This window comes from Rhodococcus sp. NPDC056506 (genome assembly GCF_042794945.1).
GTDB lineage: Bacteria > Actinomycetota > Actinomycetes > Mycobacteriales > Mycobacteriaceae > Rhodococcus_F.
The window spans coordinates 17,974-41,495 of the sequence record NZ_JBHTSW010000015.1 but is presented as its reverse complement, the minus strand read 5'-3'; the positions used below and the strand labels follow the sequence as shown (position 1 = coordinate 41,495).

Annotated in this window: 22 protein-coding genes; 13 read left to right on the top strand and 9 right to left on the bottom strand. The window is 63.4% G+C overall.

Annotation, left to right across the window (positions count from 1 at the left end; genetic code table 11):
- Nucleotides 1–90: 90 nt before the first annotated feature.
- Nucleotides 91–771 (top strand): FadR/GntR family transcriptional regulator, encoded by a 681-nt coding sequence (locus tag ACFQ6H_RS14750; protein WP_378646906.1) that lies wholly within the window; start codon nucleotides 91–93, stop codon nucleotides 769–771.
- On the opposite strand, the gene ACFQ6H_RS14745 is transcribed toward ACFQ6H_RS14750, so the two are convergent.
- Together ACFQ6H_RS14745 and ACFQ6H_RS14740 are read right to left on the bottom strand one after the other, a co-directional pair.
- Complete coding sequence (locus ACFQ6H_RS14745) at nucleotides 768–1,874, bottom strand: YbhN family protein (RefSeq protein WP_378634741.1); 1,107 nt, start codon at nucleotides 1,872–1,874, stop codon at nucleotides 768–770. The genes ACFQ6H_RS14750 and ACFQ6H_RS14745 overlap by 4 nt on opposite strands.
- A gap of 9 nt (nucleotides 1,875–1,883) precedes the next feature.
- Complete coding sequence (locus ACFQ6H_RS14740) at nucleotides 1,884–3,362, bottom strand: adenylate/guanylate cyclase domain-containing protein (protein ID WP_021343017.1); 1,479 nt, start codon at nucleotides 3,360–3,362, stop codon at nucleotides 1,884–1,886.
- A 192-nt stretch (nucleotides 3,363–3,554) separates the two neighbouring features.
- Here ACFQ6H_RS14740 and ACFQ6H_RS14735 point away from each other — a divergent pair, with 192 nt between their 5' ends.
- From ACFQ6H_RS14735 to ACFQ6H_RS14720, 4 genes are read left to right on the top strand one after another with little or no spacing between them, the layout of a single operon-like run.
- Nucleotides 3,555–4,733 (top strand): AI-2E family transporter, encoded by a 1,179-nt coding sequence (locus ACFQ6H_RS14735; protein WP_378535428.1) that lies wholly within the window; start codon nucleotides 3,555–3,557, stop codon nucleotides 4,731–4,733.
- Entirely contained in the window at nucleotides 4,726–5,949 is a 1,224-nt protein-coding gene (gene macS, locus ACFQ6H_RS14730) for a MacS family sensor histidine kinase (RefSeq protein WP_378634748.1), read from the top strand. The genes ACFQ6H_RS14735 and macS overlap by 8 nt, the downstream gene beginning before the upstream one ends.
- A gap of 28 nt (nucleotides 5,950–5,977) precedes the next feature.
- Nucleotides 5,978–6,610: a response regulator transcription factor gene (locus ACFQ6H_RS14725; protein WP_047269712.1), complete on the top strand. Its 633-nt coding sequence runs from the start codon at nucleotides 5,978–5,980 to the stop codon at nucleotides 6,608–6,610.
- A 17-nt stretch (nucleotides 6,611–6,627) separates the two neighbouring features.
- Nucleotides 6,628–7,356, top strand: coding sequence for a DUF1707 domain-containing protein (locus ACFQ6H_RS14720; RefSeq protein ID WP_378448809.1), 729 nt, complete (start codon nucleotides 6,628–6,630; stop codon nucleotides 7,354–7,356).
- Nucleotides 7,357–7,360: 4 nt separating this feature from the next.
- On the opposite strand, the gene ACFQ6H_RS14715 is transcribed toward ACFQ6H_RS14720, so the two are convergent.
- Together ACFQ6H_RS14715 and ACFQ6H_RS14710 are read right to left on the bottom strand one after the other, a co-directional pair.
- Nucleotides 7,361–7,813: a MaoC family dehydratase gene (locus ACFQ6H_RS14715; RefSeq protein ID WP_378646904.1), complete on the bottom strand. Its 453-nt coding sequence runs from the start codon at nucleotides 7,811–7,813 to the stop codon at nucleotides 7,361–7,363.
- A gap of 35 nt (nucleotides 7,814–7,848) precedes the next feature.
- Nucleotides 7,849–8,376, bottom strand: a complete 528-nt coding sequence (locus tag ACFQ6H_RS14710; protein ID WP_378646902.1) for a cupin domain-containing protein — start codon at nucleotides 8,374–8,376, stop codon at nucleotides 7,849–7,851.
- 152 nt (nucleotides 8,377–8,528) lie between these two features.
- Between ACFQ6H_RS14710 and ACFQ6H_RS14705 the strand changes: the two genes are divergently transcribed.
- Together ACFQ6H_RS14705 and ACFQ6H_RS14700 are read left to right on the top strand one after the other, a co-directional pair.
- Nucleotides 8,529–9,101, top strand: coding sequence for a TetR family transcriptional regulator (locus tag ACFQ6H_RS14705; protein WP_378535436.1), 573 nt, complete (start codon nucleotides 8,529–8,531; stop codon nucleotides 9,099–9,101).
- 105 nt (nucleotides 9,102–9,206) lie between these two features.
- Nucleotides 9,207–11,084 carry a DUF2339 domain-containing protein gene (locus ACFQ6H_RS14700; RefSeq protein WP_378646900.1) on the top strand — a complete coding sequence of 626 codons (1,878 nt, stop codon included), beginning with the start codon at nucleotides 9,207–9,209 and terminating at the stop codon, nucleotides 11,082–11,084.
- Here ACFQ6H_RS14700 and ACFQ6H_RS14695 read toward each other — a convergent pair.
- The 3 genes from ACFQ6H_RS14695 to trmB are packed head-to-tail and all read right to left on the bottom strand — an operon-like array spanning nucleotide 11,059 to nucleotide 15,483.
- On the bottom strand, nucleotides 11,059–14,010 hold the full coding sequence (locus tag ACFQ6H_RS14695; protein WP_378646898.1) for an MMPL family transporter: 2,952 nt from the start codon (nucleotides 14,008–14,010) through the stop codon (nucleotides 11,059–11,061). The genes ACFQ6H_RS14700 and ACFQ6H_RS14695 overlap by 26 nt on opposite strands.
- A gap of 10 nt (nucleotides 14,011–14,020) precedes the next feature.
- Nucleotides 14,021–14,728, bottom strand: a complete 708-nt coding sequence (locus tag ACFQ6H_RS14690) for an NYN domain-containing protein (RefSeq protein ID WP_378547578.1) — start codon at nucleotides 14,726–14,728, stop codon at nucleotides 14,021–14,023.
- On the bottom strand, nucleotides 14,725–15,483 hold the full coding sequence (gene trmB, locus ACFQ6H_RS14685) for a tRNA (guanosine(46)-N7)-methyltransferase TrmB (RefSeq protein ID WP_378448806.1): 759 nt from the start codon (nucleotides 15,481–15,483) through the stop codon (nucleotides 14,725–14,727). The genes ACFQ6H_RS14690 and trmB overlap by 4 nt, the downstream gene beginning before the upstream one ends.
- Before the next feature lie 163 nt (nucleotides 15,484–15,646).
- Here trmB and ACFQ6H_RS14680 point away from each other — a divergent pair, with 163 nt between their 5' ends.
- The 6 genes from ACFQ6H_RS14680 to epsC all read left to right on the top strand — a co-directional run bounded on the left by ACFQ6H_RS14680 (nucleotide 15,647) and on the right by epsC (nucleotide 22,179).
- Entirely contained in the window at nucleotides 15,647–16,579 is a 933-nt protein-coding gene (locus ACFQ6H_RS14680) for a Rab family GTPase (protein WP_378646896.1), read from the top strand.
- Nucleotides 16,572–17,912, top strand: coding sequence for a hypothetical protein (locus ACFQ6H_RS14675; RefSeq protein WP_378646894.1), 1,341 nt, complete (start codon nucleotides 16,572–16,574; stop codon nucleotides 17,910–17,912). Before ACFQ6H_RS14680 ends, ACFQ6H_RS14675 begins: the two co-directional genes overlap by 8 nt.
- A gap of 131 nt (nucleotides 17,913–18,043) precedes the next feature.
- Complete coding sequence (locus ACFQ6H_RS14670) at nucleotides 18,044–18,382, top strand: DUF6802 family protein (protein WP_378634770.1); 339 nt, start codon at nucleotides 18,044–18,046, stop codon at nucleotides 18,380–18,382.
- A 277-nt stretch (nucleotides 18,383–18,659) separates the two neighbouring features.
- Nucleotides 18,660–20,489 (top strand): phosphoenolpyruvate carboxykinase (GTP), encoded by a 1,830-nt coding sequence (locus ACFQ6H_RS14665; RefSeq protein ID WP_317551408.1) that lies wholly within the window; start codon nucleotides 18,660–18,662, stop codon nucleotides 20,487–20,489.
- Between the two features lie 170 nt (nucleotides 20,490–20,659).
- Entirely contained in the window at nucleotides 20,660–21,595 is a 936-nt protein-coding gene (gene cysK, locus ACFQ6H_RS14660) for a cysteine synthase A (RefSeq protein WP_019747115.1), read from the top strand.
- Nucleotides 21,596–21,600: 5 nt separating this feature from the next.
- Complete coding sequence (gene epsC / locus ACFQ6H_RS14655; protein ID WP_003945907.1) at nucleotides 21,601–22,179, top strand: serine O-acetyltransferase EpsC; 579 nt, start codon at nucleotides 21,601–21,603, stop codon at nucleotides 22,177–22,179.
- A gap of 59 nt (nucleotides 22,180–22,238) precedes the next feature.
- Here epsC and ACFQ6H_RS14650 read toward each other — a convergent pair whose 3' ends face one another.
- Both ACFQ6H_RS14650 and ACFQ6H_RS14645 read right to left on the bottom strand, forming a co-directional pair.
- Nucleotides 22,239–22,544: a hypothetical protein gene (locus tag ACFQ6H_RS14650; RefSeq protein WP_378646892.1), complete on the bottom strand. Its 306-nt coding sequence runs from the start codon at nucleotides 22,542–22,544 to the stop codon at nucleotides 22,239–22,241.
- A 28-nt stretch (nucleotides 22,545–22,572) separates the two neighbouring features.
- Nucleotides 22,573–23,520 (bottom strand): cation diffusion facilitator family transporter, encoded by a 948-nt coding sequence (locus ACFQ6H_RS14645; protein WP_378646890.1) that lies wholly within the window; start codon nucleotides 23,518–23,520, stop codon nucleotides 22,573–22,575.
- Nucleotides 23,521–23,522 lie beyond the last annotated feature (2 nt).

Genomic DNA, 23,522 nt, shown 5'->3' with positions numbered 1-23,522 from the left:
CCCCGCCGCGGCAGTCGAGAAGGAGTGCTCCTGTAGCCATGCGGGCTACACTAGAACGAAATCACTTATCAGACAACCTGAGGAGTTCACGTGTCCCCGATCGTCGAGCGTCGGCTGCTCACCGACCAGGCCGCGGAGTTGCTGCGAGCGCGGATCGTGAGCGGTGAATGGGAAGTCGGCGCCAAACTTCCAGGTGAAACCACTTTGGCTGCGCAGTTGGGTATCGGTCGGTCCACCATCAGGGAAGCGGTGCGGACCCTCGCTGGCCTCGGCATGCTCGAATCGCGACAGGGAGCCGGCGTCTTCCTACGGAGTACGACGCCACCGGATCAGTGGCCCCGAGTGCTCGAGGCCGAGGCGATTCTTCACGTCGTCGAGGTGCGAAACGCGGTCGAGATCGAAGCGGCTCGCCTCGCAGCGCAGCGGCGCGATGCCGTCGACGTCGCGGCTCTGAGGCAAGCGTTGGACGGTAGAACTGCCGCTGCGCACTCTGGTGACGCGGCCTTCGTCGACGCCGACATCGCCGTCCACCGGGCAGTGGTGGATGCGGCCCACAATCCCGTGCTGTCGGAACTCTTCGAGACATTTGTGCCGCGTCTGCGGGCCGCGTTGATCGAGTTGATCGCGGTTCTGGATCTACATCCACACAACCAGCCCGACGCCGACGAGCATCGAATGTTGGTGGACGCCATCGAAGCCGGCGACGCGGAGGCAGCCGTACGGATCAGCCGGGCACACCTCGACGACATGGCAGCAGCGTTGCGACGCTAGACGCCGGGTTGTTCTCGACGTTCGAATTCGAGGTCCATCTCGAGATCTTCGTGGTGGGTTGCACGGAAAGTGATCAAGAAGACGATCCAACCGGCGACAGCGACCATAACGAGGCTGACCATTCGATACACGAACACCGACGCGATTGCCTGCGCCCCGCTGGCTCCGGCGATCGTCAGCGCTGTGATCAGGGCCGTGTCCACGTAACCCAGTCCGCCGGGAACCAGCGGAATGCTGCCGACTGCTTTGGCGGCAGTAAAGGCAATGAGGAGCCCCGCAAAAGAGGGCTCCGCGCCAACCGCCCAGCATGCAAAACCCAGACAGGCGACATCGGCGACGCGATGGATGGCTGACCACCCGAATGCGATGACCGAGTCGGTGCGGCTGAGCTCGACCGAATCCAGTTGCTTCAGGATCTCGGACCAGCGTCGCATTCCGCGGCCGAGTGGATTCTTGCGAATTCGGTTGTATCGGGCCAGGACTCGATGCCCGATCCGCTCGATACTGCCGGGGTTCTGGGCTATGTATCGCAACGCGAGGAACAGTGCTGCCATGCCGATGATCGAGATCGTAAGCGTTATGGGGCTGACCTTGGTGCCGAATGCTATTGCGCCGGTAGCGCCGAGGAGTGCCAGAGTCGCAGCAGCGATCACTCCACACACAGCCAACTGCCAGGACGCGACCACCGGTGTCGCGCCCCATTTTCGAGTCTGCTTGTACGTGAACGCGGTCGAGAAAACCTGGCCCGCAGGTAGCGTCAGCGCCATCGCCGTACTGGCATAAATGACCGAGAGGTTTTTCAGATGACCGGCAACCACGCCGGCGGCATTGAGAAGACGTTGCTGCACGGACGCGTAACCGCTGAGTGAAATGAGTTGCGCCGCGACGCAGGCGGCCACCCATCCCCAATGGATTTCGGTGAGGGCCCGCCAGGACTCACTGAGCTTGGGCCAGAGAATTGCGCCTTCGACTATCAGAAGGGCGACGAGCGCCACCCCGAGCAGCCACTTCAGCCACCAGAAGCGCCCTCTGGCCCGACTGGTCTCGGCCACGGGCGAGCGTGGTCGTCTCAGTCGCCGTGGGGTGTTTCCAGGCTGAGCCATCGACTCACCCTAACCAATTTGATCCGGATCGACCTCTGGATACTTTTCGGGCCACGCCAGATGCGTCAGTCGTCGGCGTCCACGCAGTTGAACTTGCTCGCCGAGTTCCCACTCGGCCTGTTCCTCTTCGTCGGCGAAGTACAGCGCGCTCGTCGACGCCAGCACGCGGCTGGGCCGAAGCTTCGCGAGCTCGGTGAGTCGTGACGCTTCGTTGACCGGATCACCGATCACGGTGTACTCGAAACGTTCGGCAGCACCGATATTGCCGGCGACCGCGAGCCCCGCGCTCACGCCGATCCCGACGTCGAGGCCGGTGATGTCGTTGAGCTTGAACCGCAGTTCGCGAGCCGCAGCGAGGGCTGCCGTCGGAGCGTCGGGTCGATCGAGTGGTGCACCGAAGATGGCGAGCGCCGCATCACCCATGAACTTGTTGACAAAACCGTGGTGACGATCGATGACGTCGACGACCACACGGAAGAACTCGTTGAGCAGCTCGACCACTTCACCCGGCGGGCGTTCGGCCGCGGCGCCGGTGGATCCGACCATGTCGACGAACAGAACTGCCACGAATCGAGTTTCGCCGCCCAGTTCGGTACCGAACTTCAGCGCGCGCCGGGCCACGTCCTCGCCGACGTGCTGACCGAACAGCTCACGCAGCAGACGACGCTCGTCGGACTCTTTCATCATGCGGTTGAAGCCGACCTGCAGCCGGCCGATCTCACTACCGTCGAACACCTCGACACGTACGTCGGTAGCGCCGCGCTGCACTCGCTCGATGGCCCGACGCAGTTGGCGGATGGGATCGGAGATCTGAGTAGCCGTCAGCATCGACAGCGCAAACGCCTGCACGATCGCCATGATCGAGATGAGCAGGATCGCCCACGCGAGTGAGTCGGGGGAGAACTCGAGATTCGTCGTGAGCTGCGTCGAGCACAGCAAGATGATGCCTGCGACGGGCATCAGCGTGCCGAGTCCCCAGGTCATCGCAAGCCGGGTGCCGACGCCCGGCGCCATGGTCCGATCGAATTCGCCTTCGCTCAAGGCCTGGGCGGCGACCGGACGCAAGATGCGCTCACCGAGCATGTAGGTGAACCCGAAGGTCGTGGTCGCGGCCATACACACCGTCACGATCACCGCGATCGCGAGTCCGGGCATCTCGGTGATGGTGAGGAACACAAAGATGATTCCGCCCAAGATCCACAGCACCAGGTGGACGATGGCCTGGCGAAGCGGCGCGTGGAGTGCCGCCATCTGCTCGGACCTTGTCGGCGGACCCCCGCGCAGCCGCCAACGGATGACCGATTTCAACATCATGGCCGCTGCAGTGAGACTGACGGCACCGGCGAACGCGAGGTACACGCCGAAGATCGCGAAGTTGCGGACCCGGTCGGCAACAATCGCGTCGGACTCCTGGATCGGCACGCCGTACCGCACGAAGGCGAAGACCAGTACCGCGCCGATCAGGTTGGCCGCGAGCATGGAGAGCATATAGAGAGGCCACCGGCTGCGGATGGTCACCGCTATTGCTCTGTATGAGGCCCGCACAGGGTTCAATTTAGCTGGCAGAGGTCGAAGTGTTGGTACGCGCGTCCGATTATTCGTCCGCTCACCTGTGTCGGCCGGTCCGGTTAGGCTCGCGATGTGAACGCAAACAGGGGGCGTGCGGAGCGAGCTTCGAGGATGAACAAACCCATATCCGCCGACGCTCGGGCAGTGCATCCGGGTGTGCGCATAGCGGCGGAATGGTCGTGGCGCCTCATTGTGATCTTCGCTGGACTGTTGGTTCTCGGGTATGTCGTTCTACGTCTCGAAACCGTGCTCATCCCAGTCGGGCTGGCTCTTTTGGCATCGGCTCTGTTGATTCCGGTGGTTGATCGGCTGCAGGTGTGGGGTGTTCCTCGCTCGGCAGCCGTCATCGTCGTGTTGCTCGGCTCGATCGGGCTGGTCGCGGGAATCATGACGTTTGTCGTCGAGCAGTTCATCGACGGGTTGCCGCAGCTCACCGACCAGTTCACGGCTAGCGTCACGCAGATTCAGAACTGGCTCACCAGCGGACCGTTGCACTTCAGTGAGGATCAGATCCGCCAAGCGGGTGATTCGGTCGTCAAGTCGGTGCAATCCAATCGTGAGTCCCTGACCAGCGGCGCCTTGACCACGGCGACAGTCATCGGCGAGATCTTCACCGGGGCTCTGCTGACGCTGTTCACTCTCATCTTCTTCCTCTACGGCGGCGACCAGATCTGGCAGTTCGTCACCCGGATCGTTCCCACCGATGCTCGACGTCGCGTGCGGATCGCCGGTTCTGCGGGTTTCGGGTCGCTGATCGGCTACGTGCGCGCCACGGTCGCGGTTGCCGCCGCCGACGCGATCGGTATCGGTGCCGGCCTGGCGATCCTCGGGGTGCCGCTCGCCCTGCCGCTGGCGTCGTTGGTGTTCATCGGCGCGTTCATTCCGATCGTCGGTGCATTTCTGACCGGTTTTCTCGCGGTGCTTGTCGCTCTGGTCACGAAGGGTTTCCTGACGGCGCTGATTGTCCTCGGCATCATCATCGGCGTCATGCAGCTCGAAGCGCACGTGATGCAACCGCTGTTGTTGGGTCGCGCTGTTCGCCTGCATCCGCTGGCAGTCGTTCTCGCCATTACGACGGGCATCGTTCTCGCCGGAATCGTCGGCGGGCTATTGGCTGTTCCGATCGTCGCGGTCCTGAATACCGCTATTCGTTCCCTCCTCGCCGACGACCCGGACATCGCGTACGCCGAACTGCACGTCGAAGATCCGGAGACCCCACTGTTCCCCGCCGAACCCGACGAGCCGCGCGCCGAGCCTCGCATCGTGAACCCCACCCCTCCCGATGACTGAGCCCACCCGCCGTCGCCGGCTGCACTATCAGCCGACCGTTCGCGAGGCGTCGGGCATCGACACCGACCCTGATGCCCCGCTGTGGCGGGCGGCGCAGGCATTTCGGCTCGTCACGCTGGTGTACGCGATCAGCTACCAGTTCGCTTCGGCCTCCGACTACACCAACTCCCGGCTCAGCTGGTTCTTCGTCGCTCTGATGGCCGTGTGGACCGGGGTGTCGGCACTGCTGCTCGGGACCTCCGGTGCTTTGTTCGGGAAGAAGCTGCCGCGGTACCAGGTGGTGATTGCCGATCAGGTGGTCGTCGTCTTGCTGATGGCGTCGACGAGGCTGGTCTCCGACCACGAGTGGTATCAGAATCACCAGACGCTCCCCACCACGCTGTGGGCCACCAACGCTGTCATCTCCGCGGCAATTCTCGGCGGGCCGTGGCTCGGCATGGCGTCCGGAGTCGTCATCTCGGCGGCCAGCGCGATCATCCGCGACCAGGTCAACCTGGACCTCTGGCGCGATGCGACGGCTCCCGTGCTCGTATCGGTCGGCCTGGCGTTGGGCTTGGCCACCACCACCGCTCGGCGCTCGCATCGACAACTCGAACAAGCCGTACGTCTGGCGGCGGCCACCGAAGAGCGCGAACGCTTGGCACGCGAAGTACACGACGGAGTCCTGCAGGTCCTGGCGATGGTGCGCCGGCGAGGAGCGGCACTCGGCGGCGAGGCAGCTGAACTGGCTGCTCTGGCAGGTGAGCAGGAGGTCGCCTTGAGAATGCTGATCTCCGAGCAGGTTTCGGGTGCCGCGGCTGACGTCGGCGGACAGACAGTGGATCTGTGTCCGCTGTTGACCACGCAGGCCAGCACGTCGGTGTCGGTGTCGACGCCCGCGCACCCGGTCGTGATCGAGCGCGATCGAGCCATCGAACTGGCAGCCATCGTCGACAATGCCCTGTCCAATGTCGGGCTGCACGCCGGGCCCGCGGCGAAGGCATACGTATTGCTCGAAGATTTGCCGGGCGAGGTGATCGTCAGCGTCCGCGACGACGGAATCGGAATTCCAGAGGGTCGCTTGGCGCAAGCCGAAGCCGAAGGCCGCATGGGAGTATCGAAGTCCATTCTCGGCCGAGTGCAGGTGCTCGGCGGAACTGCAGTCCTGCAAACGGGGCCAGGGGAGGGCACCGAATGGGAGATCAACGTTCCGAAGGGGAAGAGTGAGCGTGGCTGACGAACAGGGCGAGAATCCGGTGACGGTGATGGTCGTCGACGATCACCCGATGTGGCGCGACGGTGTCTCCCGGGACCTCGAGGCCGCCGGTTTCACGGTGAGTGCGACGGCGGAGGGTGTCGAGAGTGCACGCCGCCGCGCCGCCGCCGTGCAACCCGCCGTGGTTCTGATGGACATGAACCTGCCGGACGGAAACGGCGCCGACGCCACCACTGCGGTGCTCGAGGTTTCGCCGAAGAGCAAGGTACTCGTGCTTTCGGCCTCCGCCGAGCGTGACGACGTCCTCGACGCGGTCAAAGCCGGAGCGTCGGGCTACCTGGTCAAGAGTGCTTCCGTGGCGGAACTGCTCGAGGCCGTGCGAGCGACCTTCGACGGACAAGCCGTCTTCACACCCGGCCTCGCCGGATTGGTGCTCGGCGAGTACCGCCGGATGTCGACGGCACCGGCCGACGATCGTGCACCAGAGCTGCCTCGGCTCACAGACCGTGAGACTGAAGTGCTCCGTCTTGTCGCCAAGGGGCTGAGCGCAAAACAGATCGCCACGAGGCTCTCGCTCAGCCACCGGACCGTCGAAAACCACGTCCAGGCGACGCTTCGGAAACTTCAATTGGCCAATCGCGTCGAACTCACGCGATACGCAATAGAACAAGGTCTCGAATAACGTTTATCCTGGAAATCATGGAGGCCAGGAATCTACGCGTGTCCGATGCCGAACGAGAGCACGTCGGCGAGCTGCTGCAGAAAGCTGTCGGTCAAGGGATGCTCTCGCTCGGTGAGTTCACCGAGCGCATGGACACGGCCTTGGCCGCGAAGACGCGAGGTGAACTCAACTCGGTACTCACGGATCTTCCGGGCATCACACTGATCTCCGACTACGACCCACCCGCGTATCCCAATGCGGGTCAGCCGATGTACCAAGGCCAGCCCTATCCGGCGCCGACCTACCAACCCCAGCCGCATCAGCCACCGCCGGTTCACCCGAGCCCGCCCTACCGCGCTCCGGTCGGGGCTCCGGTTGTCGGTGCGTACGGCGCGGCGAATGCTGCCGTGATCCGCGGACGAATGGCGACGGTGACGCGGAACGGTGCATGGATCGTTCCTCCAGCCGTCGTGGTCGACACCAGAATGTCCAGTGTGACCATCGATTTCACGCGTGCAGTGATGCAGACGCAGGTCGTGAACATCTCGATCGACGACTACGCCAGTTCAATCTCACTGATCGTTCCCGAAGAGGCGACGGTGGACATGAACGGTGTCGAGGCAGTCGGGGGAAGCGCGTCCAACAAGGTTCGCTCCGGTCCGCAGATGGGGCCGCTGCACCTGGTGGTTCACGGCAAGGTGCGATTCGGCAGCGTCACCGCGAAGCATCCCTTCGGTACCACGATCCGAAAGATGTTCGGCTCCTGACCTTTCAGTGATACGCGCGGGTCAACATCTCGGCGACGCACACGGGTTTGTCACCGTGTTCTCGTTCGAATGTCTGGGTCACCGTGATCTGGACGCCGCCATTGATCGGTTCGACTTTGCTCAACGTCGCACGCATGCGGACGCGAGAGCCAACCGGAAGCGGAGCAGGCAACCTGACCTTGTCGAATCCGCAGTTGAGAGCAAACGCAAAACCTTCGAGCGAGAACATCGCGTACGAGAACTTGGGGCCGAGTGAGAGCGTGTAGTTGCCGTGCGCGATCGTTCCGCCGAACGGTGACTCCTTCGCGCGATCAACATCGACGTGAATCCACTGATCGTCGCCGGTGACGCCGGCGAACTCGTCGATGGACTCCTGAGTGACCTCGTGCCAGTCGCTGACACCCAACTCTTGGTTCAGGTTGGCGGTGAGGTCTTCTGCTCCGGTGAGTACAAGCATGAATTCTCCTTCGATCGGTAGGTGCTGACAGTCGGTCAGTGACTTTCGATACCGAATCCCACACCGTGTATCTGTGCGATCTCGGCGGTGGCCATGAGATCGAATTCGATCCCGAAGTCTGCTTCTACCCGCGCTGCAACCGATTCCGCTGCGGCACCTGCTTCGGCCAGTAGCTTCGGCATCAGTTCGAACAGGTCTTCCATCCCTCCTGGTGTGATGATTTCGAGAATCCGGGCTGGAATGTCGTCGGGATTCCACACTGCGTGCCACTGGCCACGTGGTTTGAAGATCATGGCGCCGGTCTCCGCGTAGACGACCTCGTCTCCGACCATCGCTGCGACGCGGCCACTTTGAACCACCGTGTACTCGTCTTCCCGGCTGTGGCGATGGACCGGCGAGGTCATCGAATGCGGAGCGATGCGGTGTTGGACAAGCGAGAATCCTCCCTCGGTCTGTTTGCTTCGAACCATCATCCGGACGCCGGTGGCCGAGAGAGTCGCGGCGAGATCTTCGTCCGGTCCGAGGACGGTCGGCGTAGTGCGGTTTGTGGGATTCGGGGACATCGATTCGATCCTTTGCCATCGTGAGCGTCGTTGGCCGCGCTCCGGTTTGTCGATTTCCGAATCATGTACCAATCGGTCTAGTGATGCAAGGTTTTGGCAGTTTATGCACTTCAAGTGTTGGTGATATGTGTACTGATCGGTATATTGAACTTATGTCTACGAGGGATTTGTTGGTCGATGCCGCTGCCGATTTGCTGCAGCGGAAGGGCTACGCGGGAACGGGTGTGTCGGAAGTTCTCTCGGCTAGTGCGACTACCAAAGGTTCCTTGTACTTTCACTTTCCGGGCGGCAAGGAAGAACTCGCAGGCGAGGCTCTGAGGCGTCGTGGCGAGGCAATGGCCGATTTCATCCGGCATCTGCTGGAGAGCTCACCCGATGCCGCCACCGCGATCTCGGCATTCGCCGCCGCGCTGGCTGCTCGGTTGTCGGATTCGGACTACGAACGTGGATGTGCTCTGGCTACGGCAACGCTGGATGCCGCAACCGAATCCGACGTCATCCGTGGTGCTTGCGCGGACGGTTACAACTCCTGGCTTGCTTTGTTGGCTCAGCGCCTCGAAGCCGACGGCTGGTCCCGCGAGGACGCAGAGTCCGAGGCCATTCTCGCTCTGTCCGCACTCGAGGGTGCGCTGGTGCTCGCTCGAGCGCGTCAGGATCCCGCTCCGCTTCACACGTCGGGTCGGCTTCTGTCCGAACGATTGCGGAACGCAGCAGCTCGGCGATAGTGCCCTGTCAGCCGAGGGTGCTGTCGGTCGAATACGAGAAGTCCCCACGCTGATCGGGTAGTACTACTCATCTGATCTGTTCGGCTGAGCAGCAAGCTCATATTCATGACTACACCGAGCTCTCCCGCCGTCGATCCGCGACTGGTGATCGCCCTCTCGGCCGAGTGCGACAGCATCGGCCGACAACTGCGTCACATGGGCCAGAACCTGTCGATTCTGCAGACTCAGCTGGCCTCGACCGCCGTGCCGGCGCCCGCGCCGGTAGTTCCGGCTCCGGTAGCTTCTGTTCCCGTAGTTCAGGTAGCCCCGGTACAGCCGATGCAGCAGGTCCGCCCTCAGCAGAGCGTGCCCTCGTGGCAGCCGCCGACGTATCCGGTTGCGGCACCTCGCCAGCCCTGGTGGCAACGCGACGGTGTCATCAGTCGACTCCTGGCCGCGGCAGGGGTTGCCGTCACACTGATCGGCGTCGTGATGCTGCTGGTACTTGCAGCGCAGGCCGGGTTCTTCGGGCCGCCGCTGCGGGTGCTCGGTGGCGCACTTCTTTCCGGCGCCTTGGTATTTGCCGGGGTGCGGGTGCATGGACGCCCAGGGGGCAAGGTGGGGGCAATTGCCCTGGCTGCCACCGGTTTCGCAGGGATGTACCTCGACGTCGTCGCAGCGTCCGTTCTCTACGGTTGGGTGACGACGCCGCTCGCGGTGGTGATTGCCTTCGGGATTGCCGCGGCCGGCGTTGCCCTCGCCGTCAAATGGGATTCCGAATCACTGGCGCTCATGATCGTTCTGGGCGCAGCGGTGCTGGCTCCCGTACTGACGTCGGGAATATCGTTGACCCTCATCGGTTTCCTGTTCGCGATCCAATCGGCGACGTTCTCCGCCCAGCTCGGTCGTGACTGGAAGTACCTGGGCATGGCGCGCACCGTACCGGTGGTTCTCGCACTGCTCATCGCGATAGCGTCGGAGTCCATCTTCGACGAATCCGGTAACAGTGCAGTGCAATTGGTGATCAGTGCCAGCGTGGTTGCAATCGTGGGCGCCGGCTGCGCGATGGCTATGCAGTGGACGGGTTGGCCCTCGCGCGGCGGAGTTGCAGGGGCGTGGTCCACCGCTACCTTTGTTGTCTCGACCCTTCCGCTGATGAGCGTCGGAGCCGTGCTCGGGCGCACCGAATCCGCAGTGCTGTACGGAATTACTGCGGCACTACTTCTTTCGGCTGCAGCGGCGGCCAAGCCTTTGCCGACGCAACTGCGATTCGGACTGGGCGCAACCGGCGCCCTCGCATTGTTGCTCTGCTGCTTCTCCGGGGCGACTGAATCTCTGGTCGTGCCGCTGATCCTCACGGTCGGAATGATCTTCCTCGGAGTCTCGCTGTATGCGGGTTCGCGCTTCGTCTTCGCGCTCGGAACCGCCTTTGCGGCAATCGGATCGATCGGATACCTCACGACGGTTCCGCCGGAAGCGTTGACGACCGCCCGTGCCGCATCCATGCAACTCGGTGCGATCACGGCACTTTCGAGCCTGACAGCGATAGGCGCACTGGTGATGCTGGTGTGGGCGATTCACCGACTGAAGTTGGTCGCCGATACCAATGCGGCGGTTCTATGGGCGGCCGCAGGGTTCGGTGTCCTCTACGCGGTGACGTGCGCGCTCGTCTCATCCGGCGTCGAAATTTTCGACAGTGCAACCGGTTTCGTTGCCGGGCACAGCGTTGCAACCATCGTCTGGATGCTTGCCGCCACGTCAGCGCTGGTGCTCGGATTGAACAACCGCCAGCACGCTCGCGTCTTGCTCGGAGCCGGGCTTGCTCTCACCAGTGCGGCAGTGGCAAAGCTGTTCCTCTTCGACCTGGCCACACTCAGTGGGCTAGTGCGCAGCGTCGCCTTCCTGGTGGTCGGCTTGCTGCTCCTGCTGGTCGGGACACGTTATGCACGAGCCTTTGCCAAGCAGGAGCAGGAGCAGGTCAGCTTCGCTTCTGGCGAGCGATGAGCTCGCTCACGCTGATGGCGCCGGCGTCGTCAGGCCGGTGCCTGCCGGTGGCGTTGTCGTCGCCGTCAGGGGTGGCGTCCGAAGCTCGGGGCTCGTTGGTAGGCGAAGGCGCATCCGTGAAAACCCCGTTGCGACGCTCCGGAGCGGTCGGTGGAGGCGGCGACTGGGGGGTCGCCTCCACCGAGGTCGGGGCCGAGCCGTTGGTTACGGAGCCGTTTGTTGCAGAGCCGTTGGTAGCGCCGTTTGCAGAGCCATTCCGGCTCGAGCCGTTACCTGAAGCGCTGCTAGCAGCACCGTTGGTCGCCGAACCGTTTGTACGCGAAGGCGTCCGCACCACCGGCAGCGGCCGTGAGGCCGGGGGAGTCTGTTCCCGGGCCCGCAGGTCCGACAACCAGCTTTCGATGGGACGCTCGGCCGGCGCAGCGGGCGCGGGGTTCCTGCGCTTGTCGGTGGCGTTCGGTTGCGGCCGGTACGAAGGATTGGGGACCGGTGCCTCGATCAAGTTCTGGGGCGCGCTTGCTGCACTCCCGATATCGAGACGACGTCGCGGTGCCGGCTTCTCTGTGGCAGGTGTATCCGTGTTCGGTGCCTTGATCGCCATTTCGCTGAGCGGAATGGGCTCGGTGAGTGGATCGGGAACACGAGGTCCGCTGTCCGGCTGTACAGCCGAGGCAGGCGGCGGCATGACCCGCGAGGCCGCTTCGATCTTGCGCGGTTGACCCGGTCCGGCGATCGCACCGACAGGCGCGATCTGCGGGACGTTCGCGAGTACCAGCTCGTTGTCGAGGATCGGCTCACCCAGCCCGATCTTCTGCTGGATCCGCTTCATCCAGGCCGGAGCCCACCAGCAGTCGTCGCCGAGCAGTTTCATGGTCGCGGGGACCAGGAACATTCGGATCAGCGTCGCGTCGATGATCAGCGCGGAGATCATGCCGTACGAGATGTACTTCATCATCACCAGATCGGACAGGCCGAATGCACCGGTGACCACGATCAGGATCAGTGCGGCAGCGGTGATGATTCGGCCGGTATGTGCCGTGCCGATTCGGATGGATTCGGTAGTACTCGCGCCCTGCGCTCGCGCTTCGACCATGCGGGAGAGCAGGAACACTTCGTAGTCGGTCGACAGGCCGTAGACGATCGCGATGATCAGCACCAGGACGGGAGACATGATCGGTCCCGGTGTGAAGTTCAACAGACCGGAACCGTGCCCGTCGATGAAGATCCAGGTCAGGATTCCGAGCGTCGAACCCAGTCCGAGCGCACTCATCAACGCAGCCTTGATCGGCAGGACGAGCGAACCGAACGTCAAGAACATCAGCAGGGTCGTCAGCAGGATGACGGATACGACCATCAGCGGCAGACGATCGAGCAACGCGTCGACGCTGTCCTGCTCGATGGCCGGAGTACCGCCGACCAGCACAGTTGTGCCCTCGGGCCAGTCCGCGGACCGCAGATAGTCGATGGTGGGACGCGCCTCGTTGCGCTCGGTCAGACCGGCTTTGAGGACGTTGACACCGTCCTTGGTCGCAACTTCCGGGGTGAACTTCTCGACCAGACCTGGCGCAGCGTTTGCCGTCTTGGAAATCTGACCGAGAGTGGTGTTGTCGGCTCCCTCGATGACGAGTCGAACGGGCTCGGTGCGATTGCCCGGGAAGAGTTCGTCGAACTGCGCCTGCGCGACACGAGTGGGGCTGTCGGGGGGCAGGTACGTCTCGTTGATACCGCCGAACTTGATGCCCGTCAGCGGAATGATCATCAGCAGCAGAGCCGCGACGATCGGGACCGCGACCTTGAGCGGATGCTGCATGACCCAGCGGGTCAGCTTGCCCCAGAAACCGTTCTCGATTTCCTCGTTGGTCTTGGTCTGGCGCAGTTTCTTGAAGGTCAGCGCGTCGATCCGCTTGCCGAGAATGCCGAGAATCGCAGGAAGGATCGTGATGGACGAGATCGCGGCAAGCATGACTGCAGCGATGGCGCCGTAGGCCACCGATTTGAGGAAGCCCTGCGGGAACAACAGCAGACCGCCGAGGCTGACGGCAACCATGGTCGCCGAGAACATGACCGTTCTACCTGCTGTCATGACCGTTCGGCGTACTGCGGTCGGGGTGTCGTACCCCTCGGCTATCTCTTCTCGGAAACGGCTGACGATGAACAGTCCGTAGTCGATCGCGAGGCCCAGACCGACCAGAGAGACCACGGGCGCGACAAACGCGTTGACCTCGGTGAAGTTGGTGATCAGTCGAATGATGCCGTTGGCGCCGATGACGGTCAGTCCGCCGACGATCAACGGGAGGGCGGCAGCGACCACGCCACCGAAGACGAAGAACAGCAGGACACCGACAGCGGGAATTGCGAGCATTTCCATGCGCTTGATGTCGTTGGCCATCGTGTCGTTGAGCGAATTCGCGACAGGTTGCAGGCCGGCGAGTTGCACGTCGACGCCGTCGATGTAGAACTGCGACTCGACGTCGCGGAAGTTGTTCGATACCGCGGTGTCGTTGTCGCCGGCGATCGCGATGCTGGTGACCGCGTGTTGCTTGGTCTTGTCCGCCAGTGCCGCCACCGAGAGACCGTTGTCGACCTTGAAGTACGAGCCGTTGATCTTCATGATCTGGTCGGGGTTGTCGGCAACGAGCCGCTGCAGATTGTCGATGACCTTCGCTTGGAACTCGGGGTCGTCGACCGTCTTGCCCTCCGGCGCTGTGTACAGCGCCAGAACGTCACCCGTCGTGCTGCGTCCGAACGTGCCGTCAGCGAGTTTTGCAGCCTCTACCGATTCCGACCCCGGATCGTCCCAGCCGCTCTGGCTGAGATGATCCTGCAGGCTCAGGCCGTACGCAGCGAGCCCGAGGAGCCCCGCCACCATGACAGCGATGACGGTGAAGCGGGCTCGATAGACGATGCTTCCCCAGCTGGCGAACACTGATCAACTCCTACTCGGCAACACTTTTTCGCCCGATGAGCAGGGCAGAAAGCGGTCGGAACGGCTGCAACCAGGCGCCCTCGTCGGGCAGGGTGTCCAGGCTTACCCGTGGCAGAGGCTCACGGAAGACACCCGGGATGTCCTCGAGATCGACGAAATCCAAGATATCGGACGACACAGCCCAGCTGGCGTGTTCACGGAACCCGAGAACCTGGACCGGGATGCCGGTTGCTGCGATGTCCTCGAGAGGTTCGCGGAACGCTTGGCCGTCGGCAGACGCGACCATGATTCCGGCGAGGCCCTCGCCGTACCGGAGCGCGATGTGCTCGAGCATGTCCGAATCGACATCGCTGTCTTCATCGACCTTCGGCTTGGCGAACACCGCGAAACCCACGTTACGCAAGGCTTCGACCCAAGGACGAACGACGTCGGCGCTGCCGGAGGCGATGTTGGTGAAGACCGTCGCTTCGGGCTCGAGCGTGCCACTGTTCTGTGTGGACAGTTCGGCGGTGCGGGAGAGCAGCCAGCGGCCCAGTGCGTCGAATCGTGGCCGGTAGGCGGCGGTAGGCCGGCCACCGAGGATGGCGCCGAGGCCCATGTCGAGGTTGGGGGCGTCCCAGACCAGAAGCACCCGCTTGGGGTGGCGGGAGTCACGACCGAAGTCGAGAGGAGATTCCGACGACGCCACGTCGTCGGATAGCTGTTCGCTGACGCTCATGCTCTGATCTTCCCCCATATAAGCTCGGTGATTGCACTTCCGACCTTATGGGCTTTGTCCTCGAACTTGGTGACCGGACGCTCGTGGGTCATCGGAGACTCCCAGTCGAGTGCGGTCAGCAGCGGCTCGGCATTACCGGCTTCTTCGATCCATTCTGCGTATTCGGCGTGATCGGTGGCCACGTGCAGCACTCCGCCAGGCTTGAGGCGGTTGGCGATCAGCGCGAACGTCGGCCCCTGCAGGAGGCGACGCTTGTGGTGGCGGGCTTTGGGCCACGGATCCGGGAAGAACACCCGGACGCCCGTCAGGGATTCGGGGGCGACCATATTTTCGAGTACGTCCATCGCGTCACCGCGTAGTACGCGGACGTTGGGAATCTCTTCGCGTTCGACCTGCTGCAGAAGCTGTGCGAGCCCCGGGCGGTACACCTCGATCGCGACCAGGTTCACGTGCGGTTCTGCCTTGGCCATAGCGGACGTCGCGGTACCGGTACCCGAACCGATCTCGATGATCAGGGGTGCTTCGCGTCCGAACCAGGCGTTCGCGTCGAGCGGTGTGTCCGAGACGTCGGCGCCGATGAGCGGCCACTGACGGTCCCAAGCCTGCTGCTGTGCGTCGGTCAGCGCACCCCGACGAGAGCGAAAGCTGGTCACTCTCGGATGGAGACGGGACCCCTTGGCGTGGTCCGTCTGCCCCGTCTCTGGGGTCTGCGGTGCATGCTGATCGGCTTCGTTCACGAACCCATTGTCACGCATGACCCCCGTTTAGCGCAGACGGGTCTGAAGTTTGAGTTGAGACTTTCCGCGGAAAGTCTTGAATCCGCCGACTTCGGACAGTCGGCGAAAGGGCGGTGTCACCTGCCGTCCTTGCCGAGAACCTGACAGAATCTCACCGACACGATGGGGACGTGGGGTGGGGATGAACACAGGATTTGCATGCAGTAATTGGTCACGAATGTTGCCCGCAGAATCGCTCGACGACGCCTGCGCGGAGCCGATCGACCGGTTGCGCGCTCTGGCATACCGGCTGGCGTCGATCGATTCGGGAGCCGCAGAGGCGGTTCACTCCGTGCTCGGATCGCTGACCGCGCCGCTCGAGTTGGTAGTCGCGGGTCGAGCCGGGGTGGGGCGGTCGTCGTTGGTCCGGGTCCTGGGGCGCGATCAGCGGTTCTCGCGCAGAGTTGTCGGTGCACCGGTTGTGGTGACCGAGTCGCGGGCGTTCGACATCCCTGGAACGTCGAACCCTGATCTGGGTCGTCGTTGTGTTGTCTACGTGGTGGTCGACGCGGTCCGCGAAGTCGACCGCCGAGTGATCGCCCGAGTCTCGGATCGGGCGGTGGTCGCGGCAAACAAGGCCGACCTGTTCGGACCGCGCTGGGACGAGGCACTGGGACGGGCCGCGGAAATCTCGGAGACCGTCGGCGTGCACACGGTTCCGGTGGAGACGCTGACCGGACGCGGCGTCGAAGAGTTGTTCGCGGCTCTCGGACCTGTCCTGGAGGCGCAGTGGTGGGGCCGGGTCGAGCAGATCGGTCCAGTTCTGACGCGATCTGCCTCGCGCAGCACTGCGGGCAGGGACGAGATCGAGTTGTATCTGAGTTCGGACTCCGCGGTGTTGTTCGGCGCCGCGGCGGCGATGATGAGCCCCGAAATTCGAGGCCTGCGTCACGGCGAGCCTCCCGATCCTCGTACTGCTGACGAGGCGGGCACGTGCAGTCGGTGGTGGGGCGAGCTCGTCGACGAGTCGGAAGAGGCTCCACAACAAAGGATCTCACTGATTCGCCGCGGGTATGTGCGTCGGTGGGCGCAGCTCGGGGGCGATCGCTCCGCTCCGGCGGTGACCGATGAATAGCGTTTCGGTACTTCCGGATTCGATTCTGCGTGTGGTGCAACGATGGAACCCGTCCTCCGATCCGGGTCGCCTCGTCAGTGGTGCATCATCCAGTGGCACTCGCATTTACGTAGTCGGGCCACACAGATGTGGTCGGGAAGACATCGTGCAGATGTTCCGTGCTTCAGGCGAGTGTTCGATAGCGGCGCGCGAAGCGGACGCGGACGTCGTACTTCTGGTCGTCGATGCTGCCAGCGTGATCGGTCGCGAGGATCTTCTTCTGCTCGACGACGCAGCAGAAAGCGGAACGCCGGTGGTGGTGGCGTTGACCCGCGTTGACGTCTACCGAGACTGGCAGGCTGTGCACCGACGCAATGCCGAGGTTCTTTCCTCTCACTGCACCGCCTTTGCCCAGGCATCGATCGTTCCGATTGCGCCTGGTCAGGAGCAGACGCTCGTTGCCGTCGTGAGCCAGGTGGCACGCGAGAGACATGCAGGCGACTCGAATTCCGGCGTCATAGCGCAGACACGTCGGATGATCGAGGTAGAGATCCGGAATCTTCGTGACAGCGTTCCGGGTGCCGAACTGCGGGCCGAGCGATCACAGCTGCTGGCAGACCGCGACGGCCGGCGAGGCGAACGACTGGTGCAGGTGCGAAGCCGACTGCAACGAGCGCGTGGGGATCTGTCACAGCAGATCGCCGAAGCGACCCGGGCGACGGTCGCAGGGGCACGTGCCTGGGTCGACACGGCCTCGAGAGCCGAATTGGGCAGCGTACCGATGCGGTTGCAGCACGAGGTCGACCATCACACCCGGGTAATCGATGCCGCGATGGCGGCAGCTGTCGAGGTGGCGGGTGCGACCGGCTACGTGGCTTCCCCACGGATTCCAGAGGACCCGCCGGATCGTCGACGGAGAAATGAGGACCGGGTAACGATTCTCGTCGGCGCGTCCGCGGGCCTCGGCCTCGGCCGGATCGCGGTGACTCCGCTGGAGATGATTCCGGCGTTGGAGTTCGCGAGCATCCCGGTGACCTTGGTGCTGGGTGGCGTCGCGGCGTGGTGGTTGGCGCGAACTCGCGGGCTGATGGCGGATCGTGCCCAATCGCGGTCGTGGATCGTCGAGTCGATGTCGACGGTGCGCGCTCAGTGGGAGCAGCGGGTACAGAGCGTGCTGCTCGAGGCGGAGGCAGATCTGGGAGCGGCGATCATGGCGGAGAGTCGCGAACAGTTGGCGTCGGCGCAGGCACGAATCGTGGAGATCGACGGTGAACTTCGTGAGCTTGCCGCGGCCAGATCGGGTCAGCTCGCGTCGTGCGAGCGCGACCTCGCCGCGTTGAACGCTGCCCTCTGACGATTCTCGGGCGGGCGGTTGTCCACAGGGCGGCAATTTCGGCCACGCGTGATCGGCCGAGTCTGGTAATACTGAGCGGACGGTTTCGGTAGGGGTTGCCGAAGCAGGAGTCACTTTCATTTGGGGGATTCATGGATGCATTTCTGATCACGGCCGGACACATCGACGGGCACGAATCCGAAGCGCTCGATCCTGGGCGTATCGAGCCCGCGACCTTCGGGCCCGAGTCGGGACCGGTCGATGCCGGCGAAATGAACTTCGACGCCTTCGACTTGGACGGTGACGGGACGGTCGACAGCCGCGTCGTTCACTCCGACGACGCCGTCGTGATCGTGTCCGATTTCGATCGTGACGGTAGCGCTGATCGCCTCACGATGATCGAGTCGGACGGCGACTACTCGGCCTGGGAATGCCGTCGAGACGACGCAGGCTCCCTCGTCTGGCAGAAAATCGATGCCGGCGCGCTCTGAAAAGCTTCCGTTTATGTGCTCTGAGCGCCGGGTAGGCACCTGAACACACCAACTGAATCGTTTCTGTGACATTTCTGACCGCACCCGATTACCTGCAGGTGAACAGCCAGCGTTAACCTCAATACATAGGACACCCGGCGTCCGTGAAATCCACGTGAGTGGATGACGCGGCTGGACCCCGTCGAGAGGGGGACACCGGGATCGACTGGTATCGGGGCGCTGCAGTTCGCATCCGGTGTCACGAGAACCCGGTTCCGGCTCACCCCAGGAGAGTTTGATGACCTCAGCGACCATTCCCGGTCTCAATGGAACTGACGGCACGCCCCCCACGGAGCACAAGGAACTGCTTGCATGGGTGCAAGAGGTTGCCGAACTCACCCAGCCTGACCGCGTCGTCTTCGCAGACGGCTCGGACGAAGAATGGGACCGACTGACCACGAAGTTGGTCGAGGCAGGAACCTTCACCCGCCTCAACGACGAGAAGAAGCCGAATTCTTTCCTCGGCAACTCCGATCCTTCCGATGTGGCGCGAGTCGAATCGCGTACGTACATCTGCTCGAAGGAAGAAATCGACGCAGGTCCCACCAACAACTGGATGGACCCGGCCGAGATGCGCACCCTCATGGGTGACCTCTACCGCGGTTGCATGCGTGGACGCACCATGTACGTCGTTCCGTTCTGCATGGGCCCCCTCGACGCCGAGGATCCGAAGCTGGGCGTCGAGCTCACCGATTCCGAGTACGTCGTCGTCTCCATGCGCGTCATGACCCGCATGGGCGGCAAGGTTCTCGACAAGCTCGGCACCGACGGATTCTTCGTCAAGGCTCTGCACTCGCTCGGCGCTCCGCTGGCCGAGGGCCAGGAAGACGTGGCGTGGCCGTGCAACGACACCAAGTACATCACTCACTTCCCCGAGGATCGTGAGATCTGGAGCTTCGGTTCCGGCTACGGCGGAAACGCTCTCCTGGGCAAGAAGTGCTACTCGCTGCGTATCGCTTCGGCAATGGCGCACGACGAGGGCTGGCTGGCCGAGCACATGCTCATCCTCAAACTGATCTCGCCCGAGGACAAGGCCTACTACATCGCGGCGGCATTCCCCTCCGCTTGTGGCAAGACCAACCTCGCGATGATCCAGCCGACCATCCCCGGATGGCGCGCCGAGACCCTCGGTGACGACATCGCCTGGATGCGTTTCGGTGAGGACGGACAGCTGTACGCCGTCAACCCCGAGTTCGGTTTCTTCGGCGTGGCTCCCGGCACCAACTGGTCCTCGAACCCCAACGCCATGCGCACCATCGACCAGGGCAACACAGTCTTCACCAACGTCGCTCTGACCGACGACGGTGACGTCTGGTGGGAGGGCCTCGAAGGCGACCCGCAGCACCTGATCGACTGGAAGGGCAACGAGTGGACGCCCGAGTCGGGCACCCATGCGGCTCATCCCAACTCGCGTTACTGCACCCCGATGTCGCAGTGCCCGATCATGGCTCCCGAGTGGGACGACCCGAAGGGCGTGCCGATCTCGGCAATCCTGTTCGGTGGACGTCGCAAGACGACGGTTCCGCTGGTCACCGAGGCTCGCGACTGGCAGCACGGCGTCTTCATGGGTGCAACGGTCGGCTCCGAGCAGACCGCAGCAGCCGAAGGCCAGGTCGGTACGGTTCGCCGCGATCCGATGGCGATGCTGCCGTTCCTCGGCTACAACGTCGGTGACTACTTCCAGCACTGGATCGACCTCGGCAAGTCCGCGGACGCGTCCAAGCTCCCCAAGGTCTTCTACGTCAACTGGTTCCGCCGCGGCGACGACGGACGCTTCCTGTGGCCAGGCTTCGGCGAGAACTCTCGCGTCCTGAAGTGGATCGTCGAGCGTATCGAGCACAAGGCTGCGGGCATCGACACCCCGATCGGCGTCGTTCCCACCGGATCGGCACTCGACATCGAAGGCTTGGACGTGTCGGACGCCGACATCACCGAGGCTCTCGCGGTGAACATCGACGAGTGGAAGGCCGAGATCCCGCTCATCGAAGAGTGGTTCGACTTCGTCGGCGAGAAGCTGCCGACCGGCATTCGTGACGAGTTCGAAGCTCTGAAGCAGCGGTTGGCCTGATAAACCGCCCCCGTATGTAGTGGCCTGATGCCGCATTGGTTCAATTTGATGAACCGATGCGGCATCGGTCGTCTGTATGCCCTTGCCTGTAGCCGTTATGCAGTTCAGCCGTAAAGCAGTGATCAGCGAATCGAGCGGGTCGACACACTCGATCCTCAGGAGGACCAGATATGAGCGGGATCTACAACAACGTGACCGAATTGGTCGGGCGCACCCCGATCGTGCGACTCAACCGTCTGACCGAGGGCCTGGACGCACAGGTTGCCGTCAAGCTCGAGTTCTACAACCCGGCCAACAGCGTCAAGGACCGGATCGGCGTGGCGATCATCGACGCCGCCGAGAAGTCCGGAGCACTCAAGCCCGGTGGCACGATCGTCGAGGGAACCAGCGGTAACACGGGTATCGCGCTCGCCATGGTCGGTGCTGCTCGCGGCTACAAGGTCATCCTGACCATGCCCGAGACCATGTCCACCGAGCGTCGAGTGATGCTGCGTGCTTACGGCGCCGAGATCGTCCTTACCCCGGGCTCCGAGGGCATGGCCGGTGCGGTCGCCAAGGCCAAGGAAATCGTCGAGCAGACCGAGAACGCCGTCTCGGCCAGCCAGTTCGCGAACCCGGCCAACCCGGCCATCCACGAGGCCACGACGGGCGAAGAGGTCTGGGCCGACACCGACGGCGCCGTCGACATCTTCGTGTCCGGTATCGGCACCGGTGGCACCATCACCGGCGTCGGACGCACCCTCCGCAAGTACAAGCCCGAGGTCAAGATCGTGGGCGTCGAGCCCATCGACTCGCCGATCCTCAACGGTGGCCAGCCCGGCCCTCACAAGATCCAGGGAATCGGCGCGAACTTCGTGCCCGACGTCCTCGATCGTGAGATCTACGACGAGATCATCGACGTCTCGTTCCCCGATTCCATCGAGGTCGCTCGCGCACTCGGCACCCAGGAAGGCATCCTGGGCGGCATCTCGTCCGGCGCCATCGTCTGGGCAGCGCTCGAGTTGGCGAAGCGTCCGGAAAACGCCGGCAAGCTGATCGTGGCTGTCGTGTGCGACTTCGGCGAGCGTTACATCTCCACCCCGCTGTTCGAACACATCCGGGACTGAGACTTGTGAGTATCCTCGGGACAATTCGCGAGGACCTGCAGGCTGCGCGCGGTCAGGATCCTGCCGCGCGCAGCAATGTGGAGAACGCGCTCGTTTATTCAGGGCTGCATGCCATTTGGGCACATCGGGTTGCGCATCGCATGTGGGCCGTCCCTGCGCTACGCGGCCCGGCGCGAGTGCTCTCGCAGCTGACACGCTTCGTCACCGGCATCGAGATTCATCCCGGTGCCACCATCGGTCGACGGTTCTTCATCGACCACGGCATGGGCGTCGTGATCGGGGAGACGGCCGAGGTCGGTAACGACGTGATGCTCTATCACGGCGTCACTCTCGGTGGCCGCTCACTCGAGCAGGTCAAGCGCCACCCGACGCTGGGTGATCGGGTCACGGTCGGTGCGGGTGCCAAGATCCTCGGGCCCGTCGTCATCGGCGAAGGTAGCGCTATCGGCGCCAACGCCGTTGTGACCAGGGATGTTCCGGCCGAATCCATCGCGACGGGTATCCCGGCGGTGGCGCGGCCACGGACCACCAAGGAGAAATTGGTGGACCCGAACAGTTACATCGATCCTGCTATGTACATCTGAAGCACTCCTTCTTCGATGGCCACCCCTCGTGTCGACGACGGGTGGCCATCGGCGTCTGCTCAGGCGCGCGTCAGGCGCCACCCGATACGTCCCAGTACCGCGGCCGTCAAAGCGCCCAGTGCTGCTCCGATCAGGGGATAGCAGGCCAGGACGAGCCAGCGTGGATTGTCCGATCGGGCGTCGAAAGCGATGTTCAACGACGACTCGTAGTCCCGAGCCATCTGTACGCCGCGCAGTGGTACGTAGGAACCCTGATAGACGATGGTCTCGTCAGGACTGGTCATCACGTCGATCAGACTGCCCACCAGGGGAATTCCCCCGACGACAAATCCCAGAACCGCCAGAATCACGATCAGTGTGCGCATCGCCCGAGCCTATCGCCCAGCCGAAAGTTCAGACGGTGATCGACGGTTCTTCGGGCGTCGAGAGGGTCAGGATCGCCCGCACGACGCGTGGGCTCTGCTCGAGTGAGCGTTCGAGTTCGCGCAACGTGTGGGCCACTCGCGATTCCACGTAGTCACCGACCAGATCGACGCTTGCCACCAGGTACACCTGCCGCGGCCCGAGGTATTCCATGCGCAAGAACGTGATTCGGTTGATCTCGGGTAGTTGGGTGAGGGCTTCGACGGCTGCTGCCCGCAGCGTCGGTGAGGCCTCTTCGCCCACCAGGAATCGGCGGTTGCGATCGATCAGGATGATCGCGATGACCCCGAGAAGTATGCCGACGAAGATGGAGCCGAGGGCGTCGGGGATCGGTGAACCGGTGATCTGGTGCAACAGGACACCGACGAACGCGATGACCAAACCGATAAGTGCCGCAGCATCTTCGGCGAACACGGCCCGAGTCGTCGGGTCGGATGTGTTGAGTGCCTGGGTCATGACGTCGCGGTTCACGGCGGAGGCCTCGTTTCGGAGTTGTTTGTACGCCTGCCGGAACGAGATGCCTTCGAGGATGAACGAGACGCCGAGGACGGCGTAGGCGACACCGAAGTCGGACGCCGGTTCGGAATGGAACAGTTCCTGGATGCCATGGGTGATCGAGACACCCGCGCCGAGTGCAAACAGTCCGAGAGCGGCGAACATCGACCAGATGTAGGCCTCCCGGCCGTAGCCGAGTGGCTGGTCTCGGTCGGGAACCCGTTTCGAGCGGCGGTTCGCGATCAGCAGCAGCACTTCGTTGCCGGTATCGGCCCAGGAGTGGGTGGCCTCGGCGACCATCGAGGCAGATCCGGTGACGATGGCGGCCGCGGTCTTGGCCCCGGCGATCAGTGCGTTCGCCGCAAACGCCAGTACGACCGTCGTGGTGCTCTCGTCGGCCGATGCTTTCGTTTCGGTGCTCACGA

What these genes read in the sequence shown, in the direction of transcription:
- ACFQ6H_RS14705 (WP_378535436.1), top strand. Translation starts at nt 8,529, where the DNA reads ATGTCTACGAGGGATTTGTTGGTCGATGCCGCTGCCGATTTGCTGCAG.
- ACFQ6H_RS14740 (WP_021343017.1), bottom strand. Translation starts at nt 3,362, where the DNA reads ATGCTCTCCATGCTCGCGGCCAACCTGATCGGCGCGGTACTGGTCTTC.
- ACFQ6H_RS14735 (WP_378535428.1), top strand. Translation starts at nt 3,555, where the DNA reads ATGAACAAACCCATATCCGCCGACGCTCGGGCAGTGCATCCGGGTGTG.
- macS (WP_378634748.1), top strand. Translation starts at nt 4,726, where the DNA reads ATGACTGAGCCCACCCGCCGTCGCCGGCTGCACTATCAGCCGACCGTT.
- ACFQ6H_RS14650 (WP_378646892.1), bottom strand. Translation starts at nt 22,544, where the DNA reads ATGCGCACACTGATCGTGATTCTGGCGGTTCTGGGATTTGTCGTCGGG.
- ACFQ6H_RS14680 (WP_378646896.1), top strand. Translation starts at nt 15,647, where the DNA reads ATGAACACAGGATTTGCATGCAGTAATTGGTCACGAATGTTGCCCGCA.
- trmB (WP_378448806.1), bottom strand. Translation starts at nt 15,483, where the DNA reads ATGCGTGACAATGGGTTCGTGAACGAAGCCGATCAGCATGCACCGCAG.
- cysK (WP_019747115.1), top strand. Translation starts at nt 20,660, where the DNA reads ATGAGCGGGATCTACAACAACGTGACCGAATTGGTCGGGCGCACCCCG.
- ACFQ6H_RS14700 (WP_378646900.1), top strand. Translation starts at nt 9,207, where the DNA reads ATGACTACACCGAGCTCTCCCGCCGTCGATCCGCGACTGGTGATCGCC.
- ACFQ6H_RS14725 (WP_047269712.1), top strand. Translation starts at nt 5,978, where the DNA reads ATGGTCGTCGACGATCACCCGATGTGGCGCGACGGTGTCTCCCGGGAC.
- ACFQ6H_RS14675 (WP_378646894.1), top strand. Translation starts at nt 16,572, where the DNA reads ATGAATAGCGTTTCGGTACTTCCGGATTCGATTCTGCGTGTGGTGCAA.
- ACFQ6H_RS14690 (WP_378547578.1), bottom strand. Translation starts at nt 14,728, where the DNA reads ATGAGCGTCAGCGAACAGCTATCCGACGACGTGGCGTCGTCGGAATCT.
- ACFQ6H_RS14715 (WP_378646904.1), bottom strand. Translation starts at nt 7,813, where the DNA reads ATGCTTGTACTCACCGGAGCAGAAGACCTCACCGCCAACCTGAACCAA.
- ACFQ6H_RS14665 (WP_317551408.1), top strand. Translation starts at nt 18,660, where the DNA reads ATGACCTCAGCGACCATTCCCGGTCTCAATGGAACTGACGGCACGCCC.
- ACFQ6H_RS14720 (WP_378448809.1), top strand. Translation starts at nt 6,628, where the DNA reads ATGGAGGCCAGGAATCTACGCGTGTCCGATGCCGAACGAGAGCACGTC.
- ACFQ6H_RS14670 (WP_378634770.1), top strand. Translation starts at nt 18,044, where the DNA reads ATGGATGCATTTCTGATCACGGCCGGACACATCGACGGGCACGAATCC.
- ACFQ6H_RS14710 (WP_378646902.1), bottom strand. Translation starts at nt 8,376, where the DNA reads ATGTCCCCGAATCCCACAAACCGCACTACGCCGACCGTCCTCGGACCG.
- ACFQ6H_RS14745 (WP_378634741.1), bottom strand. Translation starts at nt 1,874, where the DNA reads ATGGCTCAGCCTGGAAACACCCCACGGCGACTGAGACGACCACGCTCG.